This is a genomic window from Serratia sp. CY38905 (assembly GCF_052168875.1).
In the GTDB taxonomy this organism is placed as follows: Bacteria; Pseudomonadota; Gammaproteobacteria; order Enterobacterales; family Enterobacteriaceae; genus Serratia; species Serratia sarumanii.
In genome coordinates, this window is sequence record NZ_JBJNLV010000001.1 from 891,619 (window position 1) to 905,578 (window position 13,960).

Sequence of the window (13,960 nt, forward strand, 5' to 3'; positions counted from 1 at the left end):
GGCACAGCGCCACAGGGGCTCTCCCCAAAGAGCCCCTGCCACATCATCATCGCCTTTTCTTATCTCACCATAAGAAAACCCGATTTACCCCGGCGGCGAGCGGCGCGCATAATGGCGTTTATCCGCTGATTTCCAAGGTAAACAGGCATTACCATGACGCTCTCCGCTCCCGTACTCAGCCTCCTCGATGCCACGCCGGACGATATGGCCGCCGTGCTGCAAATTTACACTCACCACGTGCTGTACGGTGCAGCCTCGTTTGAAGAACAGCCGCCGCCCCTGGCGGAAATGCAGCTGCGGCTGAGCAAGGTGCAAGAAGCCGGGCTGCCCTGGCTGGTGGCGAAAAGCGAAGGCCATATTGTGGGCTACTGCTACGCCACGCCGTATCGGCCCCGGCCGGCCTATCGTTTTACCGTGGAAGACTCGGTGTATATCGCCGAGGGGCAACAGGGTAAAGGCGTCGGCAAGGCGCTGCTGAGCAAGCTTATCGCCCGCTGCGAGCAAGGCCCCTGGCGCCAGATGCTGGCGATCGTCGGCGATTCCGCCGCCAACCGCGGTTCGCTGGCGCTGCACCAGTCGCTCGGCTTTACCAGCGTCGGGACGTTAAAGGCCGTGGGGTTCAAACTGGGGGAATGGCGCGACACCCACCTCATGCAGCGCGCGCTGGGCGCGGGCGACAGTCAGCATCCTTGAATACATGGCGACGCACGATAGGAAGTTAGCGTCTATAGTGAAGAGTGATTTCATTAAGTTAGCGCCAATCGTGCGCCACATTTAACCGGTAAGGGAGAAGTAAATGAAAATTATTCTGTGGATTGTCGCCATCATCTTCATCGTGGGTTTGTTGACGATTACCGGCGTTCTCAAACTGATTTTTTAAAGCGTCAGCTCCGTCCCGCCCCTTGCGGGGCGAGACTTTTCATCATGCCTTGAAACGCGCGCGCACCGCGCCCAGCGCCGACACCACCGCCAGCACCACGCCGCCGGCAATCGCGCCGAACACCACGTTCAGCAGAGCTGGAATGACACCCTGCAAAATATGCCCCAACGTCGGCACCACCGTAGCGTAGGAAGCCCAGTCCTCAAACAGATGGTGCACCGGCGGCAGACCGTGGGTCAGGATGCCGCCGCCGACCATAAACATGGCGACTGTGCCGACGATCGACAGCGTTTTCATCAAATAAGGCGCGGCGCGCACGATGCCGCCGCCGACGGCGCGCGCCAACGCGCTGCCCTTGCGGCTCAGGTACAGCCCCAAATCATCCAGCTTGACGATACCGGCGACGATGCCGTAAACCCCCAGCGTCATCACTAGCGCGATGCCGCACAGCACGATCACCTGCTGACTGAAAGTGGCGCCGGCGACGGTGCCCAACGTAATGGCGATAATCTCGGCGGATAACACGAAATCGGTACGCACAGCCCCTTTTATCTTGCGCTTTTCATAGGCCGCCACATCCTCATTGGCGCCCGGTCCGTCTTGCTTATCCTCATGCGCCTGCTTGTCTTGGCTCAGGCTGTGATACACCTTTTCGAACCCTTCGTAGCACAGGTAGGCGCCGCCCACCATCAGCAGCGGCGTGATCGCCCAGGGCGCGAAAGCGCTGATCAGCAGCGCCAGCGGCACCAGGATCGCCTTGTTGATCAGCGAACCTTTGGCGACGCTCCACACCACCGGCAGTTCGCGGTCAGCTTTAACGCCAGTGACCTGCTGCGCGTTGAGCGCCAGATCGTCCCCCAGCACCCCAGCGGTTTTTTTTGCCGCCATCTTGGTCATCAAAGAGACATCGTCCAGCAACGAGGCGATGTCGTCGATGAGGGTCAATAAACTGCTTCCGGCCAAAGTGCGTATCCTTATTGAAATCATTGCAATCACATTCTCTTTAGCATAGCTGCAATGGGATTCAAATAGGCGGATGGACGAAATCACCACGCAACATTAAAGCAGCGCCAGAGTAAAATTAAGCCCGAACAACGCGCTCAACGGCGCCATCTGCCCTTCGCCACGCACGTTGCTTTGCAGCATCAGGTAGGGTTTAACGAGCAATTTCTCGTTCAGCGGATATTCCCCCGCCATCCACAATGAACTGCTACCGTCTTCCAGGCCGAAGATCATATTCATTTCGATCCGCCCCTGGGTAAAATGCTCCAGGCTATCCAGGCGCACCGAAGCATAGAACCTGCGCAAGTAAAAATCCTGCATCAGGCGAGCGGAGTCGCCCAACATGGGGATATAAGGATTCCCCCCGGCCAGGTAGGGCCGTAATTGAGCATCGGTCAAGGTTTCCGCGGCGCTCCATTGTCGGCTTTCCCACCGTGACCACTCGCGACGATTGAGGCCGTGGCCGTTGTAAAACAGGCTGCCTTCAACGCTGCCGCCAACCTGGGCGTAATAGCGCAAAGTCAGCAATAATTTTTGCCAATTTCTCTGTTTATCATCCCGCTGGTAATCGTAAAGCGCCGGTAACGCCACGCCCGGCGCCAACGGAATTTCAGGCTGTACCTGCCGTAAGACCGGAATGTCCCGATCGCGACTGAGCAAATATTCACCGTATAACGTCCATTGCTCACCCATCCCCTGGCTGAGCCCCGCCCCCCAGCGCGGGCGGTAGTTCGCCGATTTTTCCGCAATCAGACTAAACTCGCTTTCTCCGCTTTGCATGACGCCTCGCCATGCGACCTGATGCGCGGCGGGCATCCACGCGTTGTTATCCGCCTCAACCAAGAGAACGTCATGGGACAGGACGTCGCCGGTACGTTGCCAGCGAGCCATGACGTTGCCTTCTTTTTTAAAATCGTCGAACTCATTAACCCCCAGACTGCTTTTGGGCTGGTTATACCGGCCGAAAAGATCCAGCGGGTGATAGACGCTATCCTGGCTCCAACGCACCTTCATTTTACCGAGCGTAAAACGTTCCGTTTGTTGATCGTTACTCAGTGAGGCTCCCGCCTCCAGTAACCGGAGCTCGTGGGACTCATGGTCCCCCGCCCTCTGCCAGCCCGCCGCCGCGCCCAAAAATCCCTGTAGATTTTGGTCGACAATCAGCGTCGGGGAAAACAGCACATCCACGTCCGAAAACGCGCGGCCGGCAGAGCTAAAACGTTGGGGAGAGAGGGCGGATCCCGCGTTGTACTCTTGCTGCGAGTAACGCCCTTGAGCCTGCAGTTCAGGCCGCCATTCCATTGCGAAAACCGGCGTCACTCCGGCTGCGAAAAACGCGGCTAAAGCCGCGTTTTTGATCATCCGCTCAGGCATCAGCCGTATTCCACGAGAAGGCCACGTTGGAAACGCTGTCCGCCTGGATCAGATAACGTACCTGCTGCGCTTTCGCCCCGCTTAACGTCAATACCGTAGACAGGAAATAACGCGCCGTGGCGAGCTTCCCGTCGCGCAAAACGGGATCGGTCAGGGTGCGAGCGCAATACGCCGCCTCAACCAGGCACCAACCGATAATCAGTTCCGCCACCATTTCCATCAGCACATTGGCGCAGGCCGGTACGCTCAGTAAGTGCCCCTGCCGCACGGCGTCACCCAATTCGGTCAAACTCCCCTCCAAGGCCTGTTGCGCCGTCAACAACGCCTCCGTCAGCGGCGCCAGCTCAGCCTGGCACTTCACCTGTGCGACGAACGCATCCAGCCGCGCGCGTAGCTCCCGCAAGGCGTGCGTTTCTCGCAGCCCCATCCCCAACTTGTCACGCAACAAGAACTGCGCCTGAATATGGTTGGTGCCTTCCCATATCGACAGGACTTTGCAATCGCGTGCATATTGCTCAACCGGATACGCGCTAAGGTACCCTTTTCCCCCCATCACCTGGATAGCGTTCTCCGCCACGTTCCAGGCCTCGTTGGAGCAGTAGGCTTTCACCAACGGCGTAAGCAGTTCAAAAAAGGCCAGGTGTTTCTCCGCCGCCGTCTGCTCCCCACGCTGTAACGCGGTGCGATAATCCGTTTCCGCCATGCCCAGTTTGCCCAACAGCGCACGGCACCCTTCGGTTTGCGCTTTCATTTTTGACAGCATGCGGCGAATATCAGGGTGCGCAATGATGGGCAGAGAAGGCGCGCTGGCGCTCATAGCCCGATCGAACTGTTTGCCTTGAACCCGTTTTTGCGCATAGTCCAGCGCATTCAGATAGGCGCTGGAAGCCATCCCAAGGGCATAAATACCCGTACTGATGCGCGCCGGGGTCATCATGCTCAGCAGTTGCACCAACCCGATGTTCTCTTTCCCGCCCATCAGATAGCCGTAGCACTTCCCGTTTTCACCAAACTGCAAATGGGTATTGGCGCATCCCTTAAGGCCCATTTTCTTCACCACCTCACGGCAGCGAACCTGATTATCCGCGCCATGATCAAACTGGGGCACAATGAAACACGATAAGCCCAACATGCCCTGCGGACCGTTTTTAACCCGAGCCAACACGAAATAGAGAATGTTTTCAGCCAACGAATGCATGCCCGCCGAGATAAAGCGTTTCTCCCCGGAGATCAGGTAACGGCCATCGCTTTGCCGTTCAGCCTGGGTAACGAGGCGGCTGAGATCGCTACCCGCTTCGGCTTCGGTGATGCATAAGCAGGAGGTCCAGCGATACTCGGATAAGGCCGGCCCGTACTCCGCCAATTGCTCCGGCGTGCCATAGCGCGTCAACAGCTGAATGGCCGGGCCATTGAAACCGACATAGGTCATGAAGGCGGGATGAGCCCCCATAAACATCTCCAATACCGCATATTGCGCCAGAGGAGGCAGCCCCAATCCGCCCTGGTCTTGCGGCTTCAGCCGCTCGCCCCAGGTTTGCCGGAATTGGGCCAACAGCGACGGATAGCTCTCAGGCACATGCACCTTACCCTGCTCATCCATCCAGCATTCTTGACTGTCTGCCTGCTGATAGCTGTCGGCAAGCACGTCTTGCGCGAAAGCGGCAGCCTCTTCCAACACCCGGTCAACCCTGGCGCGCGTCAGATGCGGATAGTTGATGACCAGGCTCTCTTCAAGCTGGTTTTGTTCCCAGATGACAAAACGAATGTCAGCCAACGGCGCCCGATAAACAGGTAAGTTTTTCATATAAGCTCCATTATGAATGCATCAGTAAGGCTGGCCCGGACTCATCCAGCTCAGTCAGAAAATATTCGTTGTCGCGATAACGGTATTCCCGCTCGCAGTAACGGGGAGGGGCGCCGCTCGGCAGCGCGACGGGGGGCAGACGAATCGGCAAAATATCCCCCGCCGGCGCGGCGTTCACCGCATCATCTCCACAGGCTCGAAAAATAGCGCAGCCAATTCGCCCGCCGGCGGCCAGCGTGGTCAGGATCACCGGGCGAACCAGGGGACGCTGAAGATGAGTGGCCAGTTCATGCAGGGGTTTCAGCGCCATATAATGGTCTTTCCCCTGTTCCAGGCTCGGTTGGGAGACTAACGTTCTCATGGCGTCTTTCCCCCACAGCGCCAAACCGGCCTGCAGTTGCCTGGACCAGTGGGTCTCGATGGCGAAGGACACCCAGTCGGCGCGTTCATCTCCGCATTGATGCGCCAACAGCCACTGTGCATAACGTTTGATCAGCAGTTCGGTTCCCCGTAACCCCGCCGGTTTGGAAAACAGCGCACAGTCACCGAGACGCACACCGCTTTCCCGCGCCTCGCCCTTGCACAGGCTGATGCACGCCACGCCGCCGTTGGCCAATAATCCCTCGCCGCCTCGCCCCAACCCCGCGCAATCCAAGCGTTCCTGAATAAAATCCGCGCAGGCTTCAATGACCCAAATCTCGGCGCTGCGGCAATCGCTCCGCATGAACTCCAGCACTGCGGCGTACCAGCTTGCGCAAGCCATCGAGACAAAAGCGCGTCGCGGCGCCGTCCCCCGCCGTACTTCTCTCGCCATCCATTCAACCACCCAAGGTTGCTGCAGCACCTCAACCTCGCCGGAACTGCAAAACAGGATGAGCTCAGCGCCGGGCAACTCGCTTCCCGGTGGGGGCAACGTCGGCAGGAAAGAGCGTGATTTCGGCCAGGGAAAAAGCCGTATCCCATGTAATGCAACGCCGTTCATCGTCAGGCTCCGCCCGCCGGCGCAATGTTCAGCCCGGATAAGACGCGCAAAAACCCACTCCAGTCCTGGCGCGCGGTTGCCTGCTCAGCGCCAAGCCAGCGCAGATGCAAGGTGTTGTCCCCTGCCTCCAGCGGATGACGAATGATCGACTCTTCTATCACCAACACACTGCACCCGCCTTGCCGCAGTCGCTCGGCCTCATCGTCGACGTGATGCACCAGAAAAACGTCCTCCATCAGCAAACGCGCCGGAAGCCGAACGCCGCCCGGCATCATGGCCGTCATGACGCAGCGATCCAGCGAATGCAGGTGGGCGAATGCCGCAATGACGATCTGTTCAAGCAACAGGTATTTTTCCGAGAAGCTGCACAGTACCGGCGATTGGCGCATTGGCTTAGGCATCCGGCTGAGCGATTCATAATCCTCCGCCTGTTCCATCGGCAACACCATTGCGTTCGCCCGGCTGACGCCGTAAGGGAACGGACGCCCTAAAAACTTACCGTAAAAAGCCAGACAGTCAGTCATCACCCGACCTCCGTAAAACGATAAACACCGCCGAGTTCAAGGCTGACATCCGCCATCGCCCAATAGCCGTTCAGCGCGACAGACGTGGCCAAAAACCGTTGACCGTCTCTGGCCTCTTTGGCGTGCTCGATTAAGGAAATCCAGGGATCGGCGCCAAAACAGTGCCCCAGCTGCGGGTGAAGATCCGGCAGCGCGTCGGCCTGTGGCAATAAACGTTGAAACAGCTGGGTCACCTGTTCAGGAAAGAACGGCAGGGCCAGTTTGCACGCCGCTTTGTCTTCCAAACATTGACGCACCGCGATGCTGAACTCGGCGATGAAGTTCGCGCTTTTCGCCACGCCGACATTCAGATGCTTCGCCGCACCGGGTTCGACGTTAAACAACAGCGTCGCAATGCCAAACCCGGAAGCGCCCCAGTTGGGGTTCTGCTGCCAAAAAGAGAGATCCATAAGGTTGAGATCGACAATGGTGCACATCACGCGAGAGACCGGTTGCGGTGCAATCAGCGCTTGCCGCAGGCAGTATCCCCAGCTGGCGCATTCATACGCGTTCACCAGCGTATCCGGTGCGGCGTCGGTATAACGACGCATCTGTTGTTGCAACGTGCGCCAATCGATAAGCCGATTGGCGAAGGGCAAGTCCATGATGGTGGAACAGAGAAAGTGCCGATCGGGCGGAGGTCCGTCATAACCGGTCAAGCAATGGGCGACCTGCTGCCCAACCGCCTCCGCCAATGCGGGCGACAGCTGCTCCAACGCGGCCGACGTGGAGATCAGCGGGCGAGAATAACGTGTAAAGGCCGCTCGGGCCAGACGCAGCTCATGCATGCTTCTTCCCCCGATTGCGTTGCCAAATCTCCAACAGACAGCGGTAAGAACTCCCCTCCATTTTCGTGAATCCCAGCAGGTCGCGTTGATCCATCAACTGGGGGACGCGCTGCTTCTCGACCAAATCGAACAACAAGGCGTTAGAACTGAACTTCAGCGCCATCACATCATCTTCGGAATAACGGGTGAAGCTCTGTTGTTCAGACAGCTGACGCGCCACATCCTCAAGATAGGTGCGCATCTCGTTTTGCTGCTCGTCAAGCGACAACCGGCCTTGAGCCTCCAGCCAATGCAGATGTTGCATTAACGCCCGCACAAATCGCGGGCGCACAAAGGTCAAAAACTGTTTCACCGCCATCAGCCCGCCACGGCGCAAGGCCCAATCGGGATCGCTTGCCATATCCCCCTGGCAGTTGCCCAGCTGAACGCGGCCGTCGAGATAAGCGGCGCCTATGGATTGGCGATTCAGTTGAGCGCAGGCGTCAGGCGGCAACAGATAGGCCTGGGGGATCATCTGCCCCGGACGCGCCAACACGACGATCGCGAACTCGCATTCCAGGGCGCCGATGCCCCACTCTTTATCCAAGGTTATCCGGCTGCCTTGCGCCGCATCGCCGATAACCTGCGAACGCCACTGATGAAGCGATGGACCACCGGCGTCTGTCATCAGGAATGCGCCGCGCTTCCCTTCGGCAACCCACTGTCTGACCTGCTCATTCTGCCGCTCGCTCCCGGCAAGCGTCAGCATGATATGGCCGAACAGGCCGATGATATTCAGGAAATGGCCGCCAAATCCCTCTCTGCCGACGGCATCCACATGCTCATCCAGCACCGGCAGACTGGCCATCGCCGGCAGAGGAAATGGGGTCGCCTCTAGCAAAGGCTGCAACGGCGTCAGGGGATCTTCAATCAACATGCGCGAGTCCAGATGACGCAATACGCTGTCATTCAAGCACCGGCGCGTCGCCGCCGGCATCGCGACATACCGCGCCAGATGCCGCGTGATGCATTCACCATAACTATGCATACTCGCTAACGTTTCATGAGATGACATAATGCGTCGCCTCCTTTAACCCCAGGAAGCGGCTAACGGTATACGTGCTGTGATAAGCGCCGCAGTGGTCAAACAGGAAGATGTCGCCCGCTTTCACATTCCGGTCGCCGTATTGACCGATGACATCGTCACGGCTACAGGTCGATCCCACCAAGACCGTATGCTCCGCACCGCCCGCCGGGAGGCACGCCTCACCTTCGTTTTGGCGCACCAGATAAGGTTGGCGTAACTTCCGAAAGTTGTTTTCCGTCTGGCAGAGCAGGAAGCTCTGATTCATGCCGCCGTCGCAAATGGTGTAGTGCTGATCGGCCACCCGCTTGGTCGCCACCACTTTGGTCATAAAGACGCCGCTGGAGGCAAACACCGCCCGTCCGGCCTCATGGACCAACGTGACATGGCTCGGAAACTTCGCCAGCAGAGAACGATAGGCTTCGAAGCCTGCCGTTTGTTCCGACCAGCGTTCAGCGAAACCGCCGCCCAGATTGATCAACGATATCTTCTCGCCGTAACGCGCTTCGATCTGCGGCAGTAACAACAATGCGGTTTCGGCCACCAAAGTGCCAAAACGCAGGAAGGTATGAGAGCCGGCAAACAGATGGAATCCATGCAGCTTCAGCTTGTCGCTTTGCCGAATAATACGTACTGCTTCGAATAGCGTTTCCAAATCCATGCCGAAATGATCTTTGCGAATCGCAGGCGCTCCGGATTGCAGCTGAGCAATCACCGCAACGTTGCAGCGCAGAATCACCGGCTTCAGCGGCCGCTTACCCGCCAATTCCACCAGGCTATTGAGTTGCTGCAGCGTATCGACGATGAAATAAGCATTCGCCGCAATCCCCGCACGCATCAGGTTTCTGTCCATTGACGGATTATTGATATAAACCTGAGCAGAATGCGCCGCCAGGTTCAACTCCTTCAATGAGGCGACCTCCACCCCGCCCTGACGATGCACCAAACGCAAATTCACATCCACATTCGGGTTTGCCTTAATGGAAATAATGACCTTAGTCCCCAGGCAGTCTTCAAGTTCATCCAAATTCTTATTAATCAGGCAGGGATCAAAGATATAGCACGGAGACTCAAAAGAATAATGCCCCCCTGCCAGGCCGTCAGCCAGTTTTTTTATTAGCTCTGTCACATTACCCTCGAATAGATATAATTTGATTAACCATTTTCATAGCAACTCACACAATGCCTTTTTATTGACTTTCCCATTCTGATTGATCGGCCAGTGCTCGATGATTTCGATACGGCGGGGTAAGTAGTGGTGTTCAAAATGGGTTTTCAGCCACGCCAAAAGATCATGCTTTTCCAAGTGGCCTTCGGCCCTGACGAACAAACAGGCATGTTCATCGCCATCCGCATCGCTCACGCCAACGACGGCGCAATCGATGACCAACTCATGGCTTTCGGCAACCGCTTCCAGCGTGCGCGGATACAGGCAATACCCTGCTTGCTTGATCAATTCCTTTTCTCGCCCGCAAAAATAGAAGTCGCCGTCCAGGTCATAACGGAACAGATCGCCGGTCGCCAACCAATTATCGTCACGGTAGGCACCGTCAATCATGCGTGCGCCAGCGCCATTTTCTTCTCGGGTATAACCCTGCATGACTGAGCTGCCCCGCACATAAAGCATGCCGACTTCTTCAGGCGCACACTCGCGGAAAATTTGGCGCCCGTCATGCCACTCTTGAATGAAAACTTTCGCCTCCAAACCCGGCATGGGTTTCCCCACCGAGTCAGGCTTACTGGCCGCCAACTCTGCGGGCAAGAACAAAGCGCGTTTGGATTCCGTCAGGCCGTACATCAGCAATACCGCCGCCTGCGGAAACACGCGTTTCAGGTTCTGGACGACGGCCACGGGCAAATGGCCGCCGGTATTGGTGATCAGCCGAATCGAGTCATGCTGCTGGCGCAGCGCATTGCCCAGCTTCGCGAGACCTCCGCCGATAGCCGGCACCAGCGGCAACACGCTCGGCTGTTCCGTTTTGATCAACTTCAACAGCTGCATGGCGTTGCAGCCCGGCGGCGCCAGCAGTACCCGGCATCCCACCGCGAAACCGAACAGCACCTGATACAGACCGTAATCAAAATGCAGCGGCGGTACGGAAAGGATCGTGTCCTTGTCATGCAATTGCAGATAGGCCGTAATTGAACGCAGCGCCGATAGCACATTGTTGTGGGACAGCATGATCCCCTTAGGTGCGCCGGTGCTGCCGGAACTGTAGATGATCAACGCCAGATCGCTGCCGGTTACCGCCGGCGCCGTGCGGTAGATAAACTGCCGCGGCGAAGGCTCGCCCTCCGTCTCCAACCACGCTTCACTGGCGCCATCGAGAGCAAAGGCCGCACCGCAGTCGTGAGCGATAACGTTCAGCGCCGGCGAAGGCGTTTGCGGCGGCAACGGGCAAACGACCGCGCCCACATGCCAGGCGGCGATCATTATCGCTACGCTGGCGGCGCTCGGGTGAGCCAACAGCAGCAAACGATCGCCGTGCATCACACCGCGCGCGATCAGCGCCGCGCGCCAGCGTTCAATCATGGCCAATGTCAGCGGTTGTTCACCAACGGCGCGAATATCTGGCATCGGCAAACCATTGGCTAATTCGTTATATATATCTGCGAGTGAATGCTTTATATGGCTGTGCATAATCCCTACTGTAAAAATAGTTTGTTTAAATTGAATTAACAGCGAGTTAATAATTATTCAAGCATCAAACAGGCAGGCGATAATAAAATCTGTCAAGATAGTCCAACGATGAAATCGCGCAGATCATCCCTATCAATTGCCTATTGCTTTCTTTACCCCATTCACGCCGTATTTTGTCGGGTGATAACGTCATATATCGTTTCACCTTTAGCGATGACTTTCCCAGCAGAACGGCATGGCAGAATAAGTTGCCGGCCTCTGGCGCATCCAAATTAAAACTTTCATCCACTTGTTCCGCGGATAAATGCAGTTCCGTCTCCTTGGCGGCGTAATAGAAATCGGCCTGCTGTTGATAAGCTTGCGCCATAAGACGAATGATGCGTTGCCGTTCACTGGCAATCAGCGCACTGAGCCATTCGGCTTCCGACATCGTTTCTTCTGCGGCAAACCATCGCGCTATTTCAGGCACTCGGGTGGTTTGCCAATAATCATGCAAACGGCGTTGCCATCGACGTTTCAGCCAGGGCACCGACAACCGTTGCAGAGCCGAAGCCTCAGGCGCCTGCGCACCTGCCCCCAGCCGAAAATGCGCGGCCTCTGTGCGCAGTTGGCGCATATGTAATGACAACCGCAACAATGCCGGATCGCCATGCGACTCGCCAAGAATTGCAGCGCCATGCGGAATCGCGTTATACATCATCACGTTATCGGACAACTGCACCATGTCGGGCGATTTCCCGCCCTGCCGCTGCCTGAGAGTAACGCCGACGGCCGGTGGTGCAGCTCGCGATGCCTGCAACAAGGCCACGTTGGGCGTGGCCTCTCCCCAGCACCACTGGAGTTGTGCGGCGGGCGGCAGTTGGAATACATCCCGATACTGCGTTCGCGGTGCCGCAACGAAACCGACGATCGCCAGATCGGCCAGGCAGTTCATGTCGATTGCCGAAGCCACATCGCCCAGCTGCGACAATAGCCACGGCAAGTGATTGGAAAACAACAGCTGCCCATGCCGGCATAAGTAATACAGCGGCAAGGCCGCCTCTGTCGTTCGCGACAGGATCAACAGACGCCGCCCGGCGTCCCACTGGCAATAAACTAAAGCCGACTCAGAGAGTTGCCCTGCTACACTCCCATCAATATGATAAACCGTTTGCTGCATTTCGCCCGGTATAGCAGGGCCGCTTGCACCAAACCAACCATAGATTCTCTCCATGCGGCTCCCCCCTTTACTGTTGTCTCTTGCCATCTATTTCAGCCATGGTCATGCGCAACCATTGGCTGACCAAGAGAGCGGACACGGCCAGAATGCTGAAATGCCCCATGCCTCTGAGGCACCGCATTTCACGTAAAATGTCGGGGGCCAGATGCCAGTTCAACGTGCTGACCACGGCATCAGGCAACATCACTTCATCCTCGGCGCCCACCAAAACCCGTACCGGCACCGAGATCTTCTCCAAAGCGCTCTGAAGGTGGGGGCAACGGTAACTTTGCAAAAAGCGAAAACTGTATTTTTTCCACGGCTGCTCTTCGTCGCGCCGCACCTGCAACACGCATATTTTGCGCTGAAACGGCAATGCTGCCGCGATCAGGTGCCGCTTCAGCGAATAGCGGAACTGCTGATTGACGTTAAACTGCGAAGCCACATTTTCATGCGGCGAACAACGGTATCGGCCATAGTAAATGTAGCGATACGCGGGTTTAACCTGCCTATCAAACTCCATGTATCCAAAGAATACCGGCGCGATCAGATATAACGCCCGAACCGCCGAATCCTGCCGTGCAGCCAGATGGGCAATCGCCAAAGAGCTGCTGCCGGAATGGGCCGCCAACACCAGCGGTATCCCTGGGTGTCGGTATTTGATCGCCGTCAACAGGTCGCTCAAGTCATCCTGCAATTGGCCGATATAGGCGACATCCACCGGCGCGCCCTGTGATTTCCCATGCCCTCGCAAGTCAGGGCTGTAGACAACCGTCGGGCTGGTTTTCACCAGACGCTCGCAAAATGAAATATAATCGTCGCTGCTTAAACCAAATCCCGGCAAGAGCAAGAGCACTGACTGTGGCTGCGCATGGCGGTAGATACGACAGCTAATGCGACACCCATCCCGAACCGGAAAATCGTCAATTTCATCTTCGTTCTGCATGCCGGCTCCCTAAATCACCAAATTCAGCAGGTTCTCTTTTTTGAAGATGCCGACGGGAAAATCTTTAGGCGTAAATTTTCCCAACGTCATGACGGTATAGCGATCGCTGAAGATCGGATTAACCAGGCGCATACGCTCAACTCGCGGCTGCCCCTGCTCCGTCACATAACGTTCGTAGTGAATTTCTTTGATCAACTTATCGGCTGCGGTGTAATGGCGGCTGACACGCGGCAACGACGTCGCCGGATCGATCAGATAAACCACGCGCTGATAGCTTTGATTGCTGCTTTGCGCCACCAGCGTCAACTCAATGAACCGCGCATTGTTCTCTACGACATCGCGCTGTTGCTTGAGCACGTAATCCGCAAAGTTGGTGTTGATGACATCCCCATTACTCGCTTCCCCCAGCAGGCGCTGACTCGGAGAGATCCGCAGTATCCGCCGTGAACTCGGCAAGGTCAGCCACATGTTGTCACCGTCGACCAATATCCGCCGGCCGGCCGCGCTCTGGGGCTGGCGGAACAGCACCAAAACCTGCTGGTGAGACTGAAACATCACCTCCAAACGGTTTTCACCGTCCACCGCATCGTTGCGGTAAGACGTGACGTCCAGCGTGAAGCTAAAGGCTCCGGGCAAGCCGCGTAACAGACCAAGTTGACGGAACCACTGTTGAGCCTCTTTCTGTTCTGCCATCGCCTGGCCGTTAAATACTATCGCGG

At 57.0% G+C, this 13,960-nt stretch carries 14 protein-coding genes; 2 read left to right on the plus strand and 12 right to left on the minus strand.

Features of this window, described 5'->3' with window-relative positions; genetic code table 11:
- The first annotated feature begins 153 nt into the window (after positions 1-153).
- Both ACJ8MK_RS04495 and ACJ8MK_RS04500 read left to right on the plus strand, forming a co-directional pair.
- A complete protein-coding gene (locus ACJ8MK_RS04495) occupies positions 154-693 on the plus strand; it encodes a GNAT family N-acetyltransferase (protein ID WP_033653482.1) in 540 nt (179 codons plus the stop codon).
- A 103-nt stretch (positions 694-796) separates the two neighbouring features.
- Complete coding sequence (locus tag ACJ8MK_RS04500) at positions 797-880, plus strand: membrane protein (RefSeq protein WP_016928643.1); 84 nt, start codon at positions 797-799, stop codon at positions 878-880.
- Positions 881-922: 42 nt separating this feature from the next.
- On the opposite strand, the gene ACJ8MK_RS04505 is transcribed toward ACJ8MK_RS04500, so the two are convergent.
- The 12 genes from ACJ8MK_RS04505 to ACJ8MK_RS04560 form a co-directional block, all read right to left on the minus strand.
- Positions 923-1,843 carry a DUF808 domain-containing protein gene (locus ACJ8MK_RS04505; RefSeq protein ID WP_033653484.1) on the minus strand — a complete coding sequence of 307 codons (921 nt, stop codon included), beginning with the start codon at positions 1,841-1,843 and terminating at the stop codon, positions 923-925.
- A gap of 96 nt (positions 1,844-1,939) precedes the next feature.
- On the minus strand, positions 1,940-3,256 hold the full coding sequence (locus ACJ8MK_RS04510) for a hypothetical protein (protein WP_442517539.1): 1,317 nt from the start codon (positions 3,254-3,256) through the stop codon (positions 1,940-1,942).
- Positions 3,249-5,060 (minus strand): acyl-CoA dehydrogenase, encoded by a 1,812-nt coding sequence (locus ACJ8MK_RS04515; RefSeq protein ID WP_442517540.1) that lies wholly within the window; start codon positions 5,058-5,060, stop codon positions 3,249-3,251. The genes ACJ8MK_RS04510 and ACJ8MK_RS04515 overlap by 8 nt, the downstream gene beginning before the upstream one ends.
- A 10-nt stretch (positions 5,061-5,070) precedes the next feature.
- Complete coding sequence (locus tag ACJ8MK_RS04520) at positions 5,071-6,042, minus strand: hypothetical protein (protein WP_442517541.1); 972 nt, start codon at positions 6,040-6,042, stop codon at positions 5,071-5,073.
- Between the two features lie 2 nt (positions 6,043-6,044).
- On the minus strand, positions 6,045-6,566 hold the full coding sequence (locus ACJ8MK_RS04525; protein ID WP_442517542.1) for a hypothetical protein: 522 nt from the start codon (positions 6,564-6,566) through the stop codon (positions 6,045-6,047).
- Positions 6,566-7,393, minus strand: a complete 828-nt coding sequence (locus ACJ8MK_RS04530; protein WP_442517543.1) for a hypothetical protein — start codon at positions 7,391-7,393, stop codon at positions 6,566-6,568. Before ACJ8MK_RS04530 ends, ACJ8MK_RS04525 begins: the two co-directional genes overlap by 1 nt.
- Positions 7,386-8,447, minus strand: coding sequence for a hypothetical protein (locus tag ACJ8MK_RS04535; RefSeq protein ID WP_442517544.1), 1,062 nt, complete (start codon positions 8,445-8,447; stop codon positions 7,386-7,388). Before ACJ8MK_RS04535 ends, ACJ8MK_RS04530 begins: the two co-directional genes overlap by 8 nt.
- Positions 8,434-9,585 carry a hypothetical protein gene (locus ACJ8MK_RS04540; RefSeq protein WP_442517545.1) on the minus strand — a complete coding sequence of 384 codons (1,152 nt, stop codon included), beginning with the start codon at positions 9,583-9,585 and terminating at the stop codon, positions 8,434-8,436. The genes ACJ8MK_RS04535 and ACJ8MK_RS04540 overlap by 14 nt, the downstream gene beginning before the upstream one ends.
- 36 nt (positions 9,586-9,621) lie before the next feature.
- Positions 9,622-11,097: a class I adenylate-forming enzyme family protein gene (locus ACJ8MK_RS04545; protein ID WP_442517546.1), complete on the minus strand. Its 1,476-nt coding sequence runs from the start codon at positions 11,095-11,097 to the stop codon at positions 9,622-9,624.
- A gap of 64 nt (positions 11,098-11,161) precedes the next feature.
- Positions 11,162-12,310, minus strand: coding sequence for a hypothetical protein (locus tag ACJ8MK_RS04550; RefSeq protein ID WP_442517547.1), 1,149 nt, complete (start codon positions 12,308-12,310; stop codon positions 11,162-11,164).
- 13 nt (positions 12,311-12,323) lie between these two features.
- A complete protein-coding gene (locus ACJ8MK_RS04555; RefSeq protein WP_442517548.1) occupies positions 12,324-13,241 on the minus strand; it encodes an alpha/beta hydrolase in 918 nt (305 codons plus the stop codon).
- Between the two features lie 9 nt (positions 13,242-13,250).
- Entirely contained in the window at positions 13,251-13,934 is a 684-nt protein-coding gene (locus ACJ8MK_RS04560) for an outer membrane lipoprotein-sorting protein (RefSeq protein ID WP_193138568.1), read from the minus strand.
- Positions 13,935-13,960: the final 26 nt, after the last annotated feature.

Coding starts and splice junctions, on each gene's coding strand:
- ACJ8MK_RS04545 (WP_442517546.1), bottom strand. CDS start 11,097: ATGCACAGCCATATAAAGCATTCACTCGCAGATATATATAACGAATTA.
- ACJ8MK_RS04525 (WP_442517542.1), bottom strand. CDS start 6,566: ATGACTGACTGTCTGGCTTTTTACGGTAAGTTTTTAGGGCGTCCGTTC.
- ACJ8MK_RS04555 (WP_442517548.1), bottom strand. CDS start 13,241: ATGCAGAACGAAGATGAAATTGACGATTTTCCGGTTCGGGATGGGTGT.
- ACJ8MK_RS04530 (WP_442517543.1), bottom strand. CDS start 7,393: ATGCATGAGCTGCGTCTGGCCCGAGCGGCCTTTACACGTTATTCTCGC.
- ACJ8MK_RS04520 (WP_442517541.1), bottom strand. CDS start 6,042: ATGAACGGCGTTGCATTACATGGGATACGGCTTTTTCCCTGGCCGAAA.
- ACJ8MK_RS04495 (WP_033653482.1), top strand. CDS start 154: ATGACGCTCTCCGCTCCCGTACTCAGCCTCCTCGATGCCACGCCGGAC.
- ACJ8MK_RS04550 (WP_442517547.1), bottom strand. CDS start 12,310: ATGGAGAGAATCTATGGTTGGTTTGGTGCAAGCGGCCCTGCTATACCG.
- ACJ8MK_RS04535 (WP_442517544.1), bottom strand. CDS start 8,447: ATGTCATCTCATGAAACGTTAGCGAGTATGCATAGTTATGGTGAATGC.
- ACJ8MK_RS04560 (WP_193138568.1), bottom strand. CDS start 13,934: ATGGCAGAACAGAAAGAGGCTCAACAGTGGTTCCGTCAACTTGGTCTG.
- ACJ8MK_RS04515 (WP_442517540.1), bottom strand. CDS start 5,060: ATGAAAAACTTACCTGTTTATCGGGCGCCGTTGGCTGACATTCGTTTT.
- ACJ8MK_RS04510 (WP_442517539.1), bottom strand. CDS start 3,256: ATGCCTGAGCGGATGATCAAAAACGCGGCTTTAGCCGCGTTTTTCGCA.
- ACJ8MK_RS04500 (WP_016928643.1), top strand. CDS start 797: ATGAAAATTATTCTGTGGATTGTCGCCATCATCTTCATCGTGGGTTTG.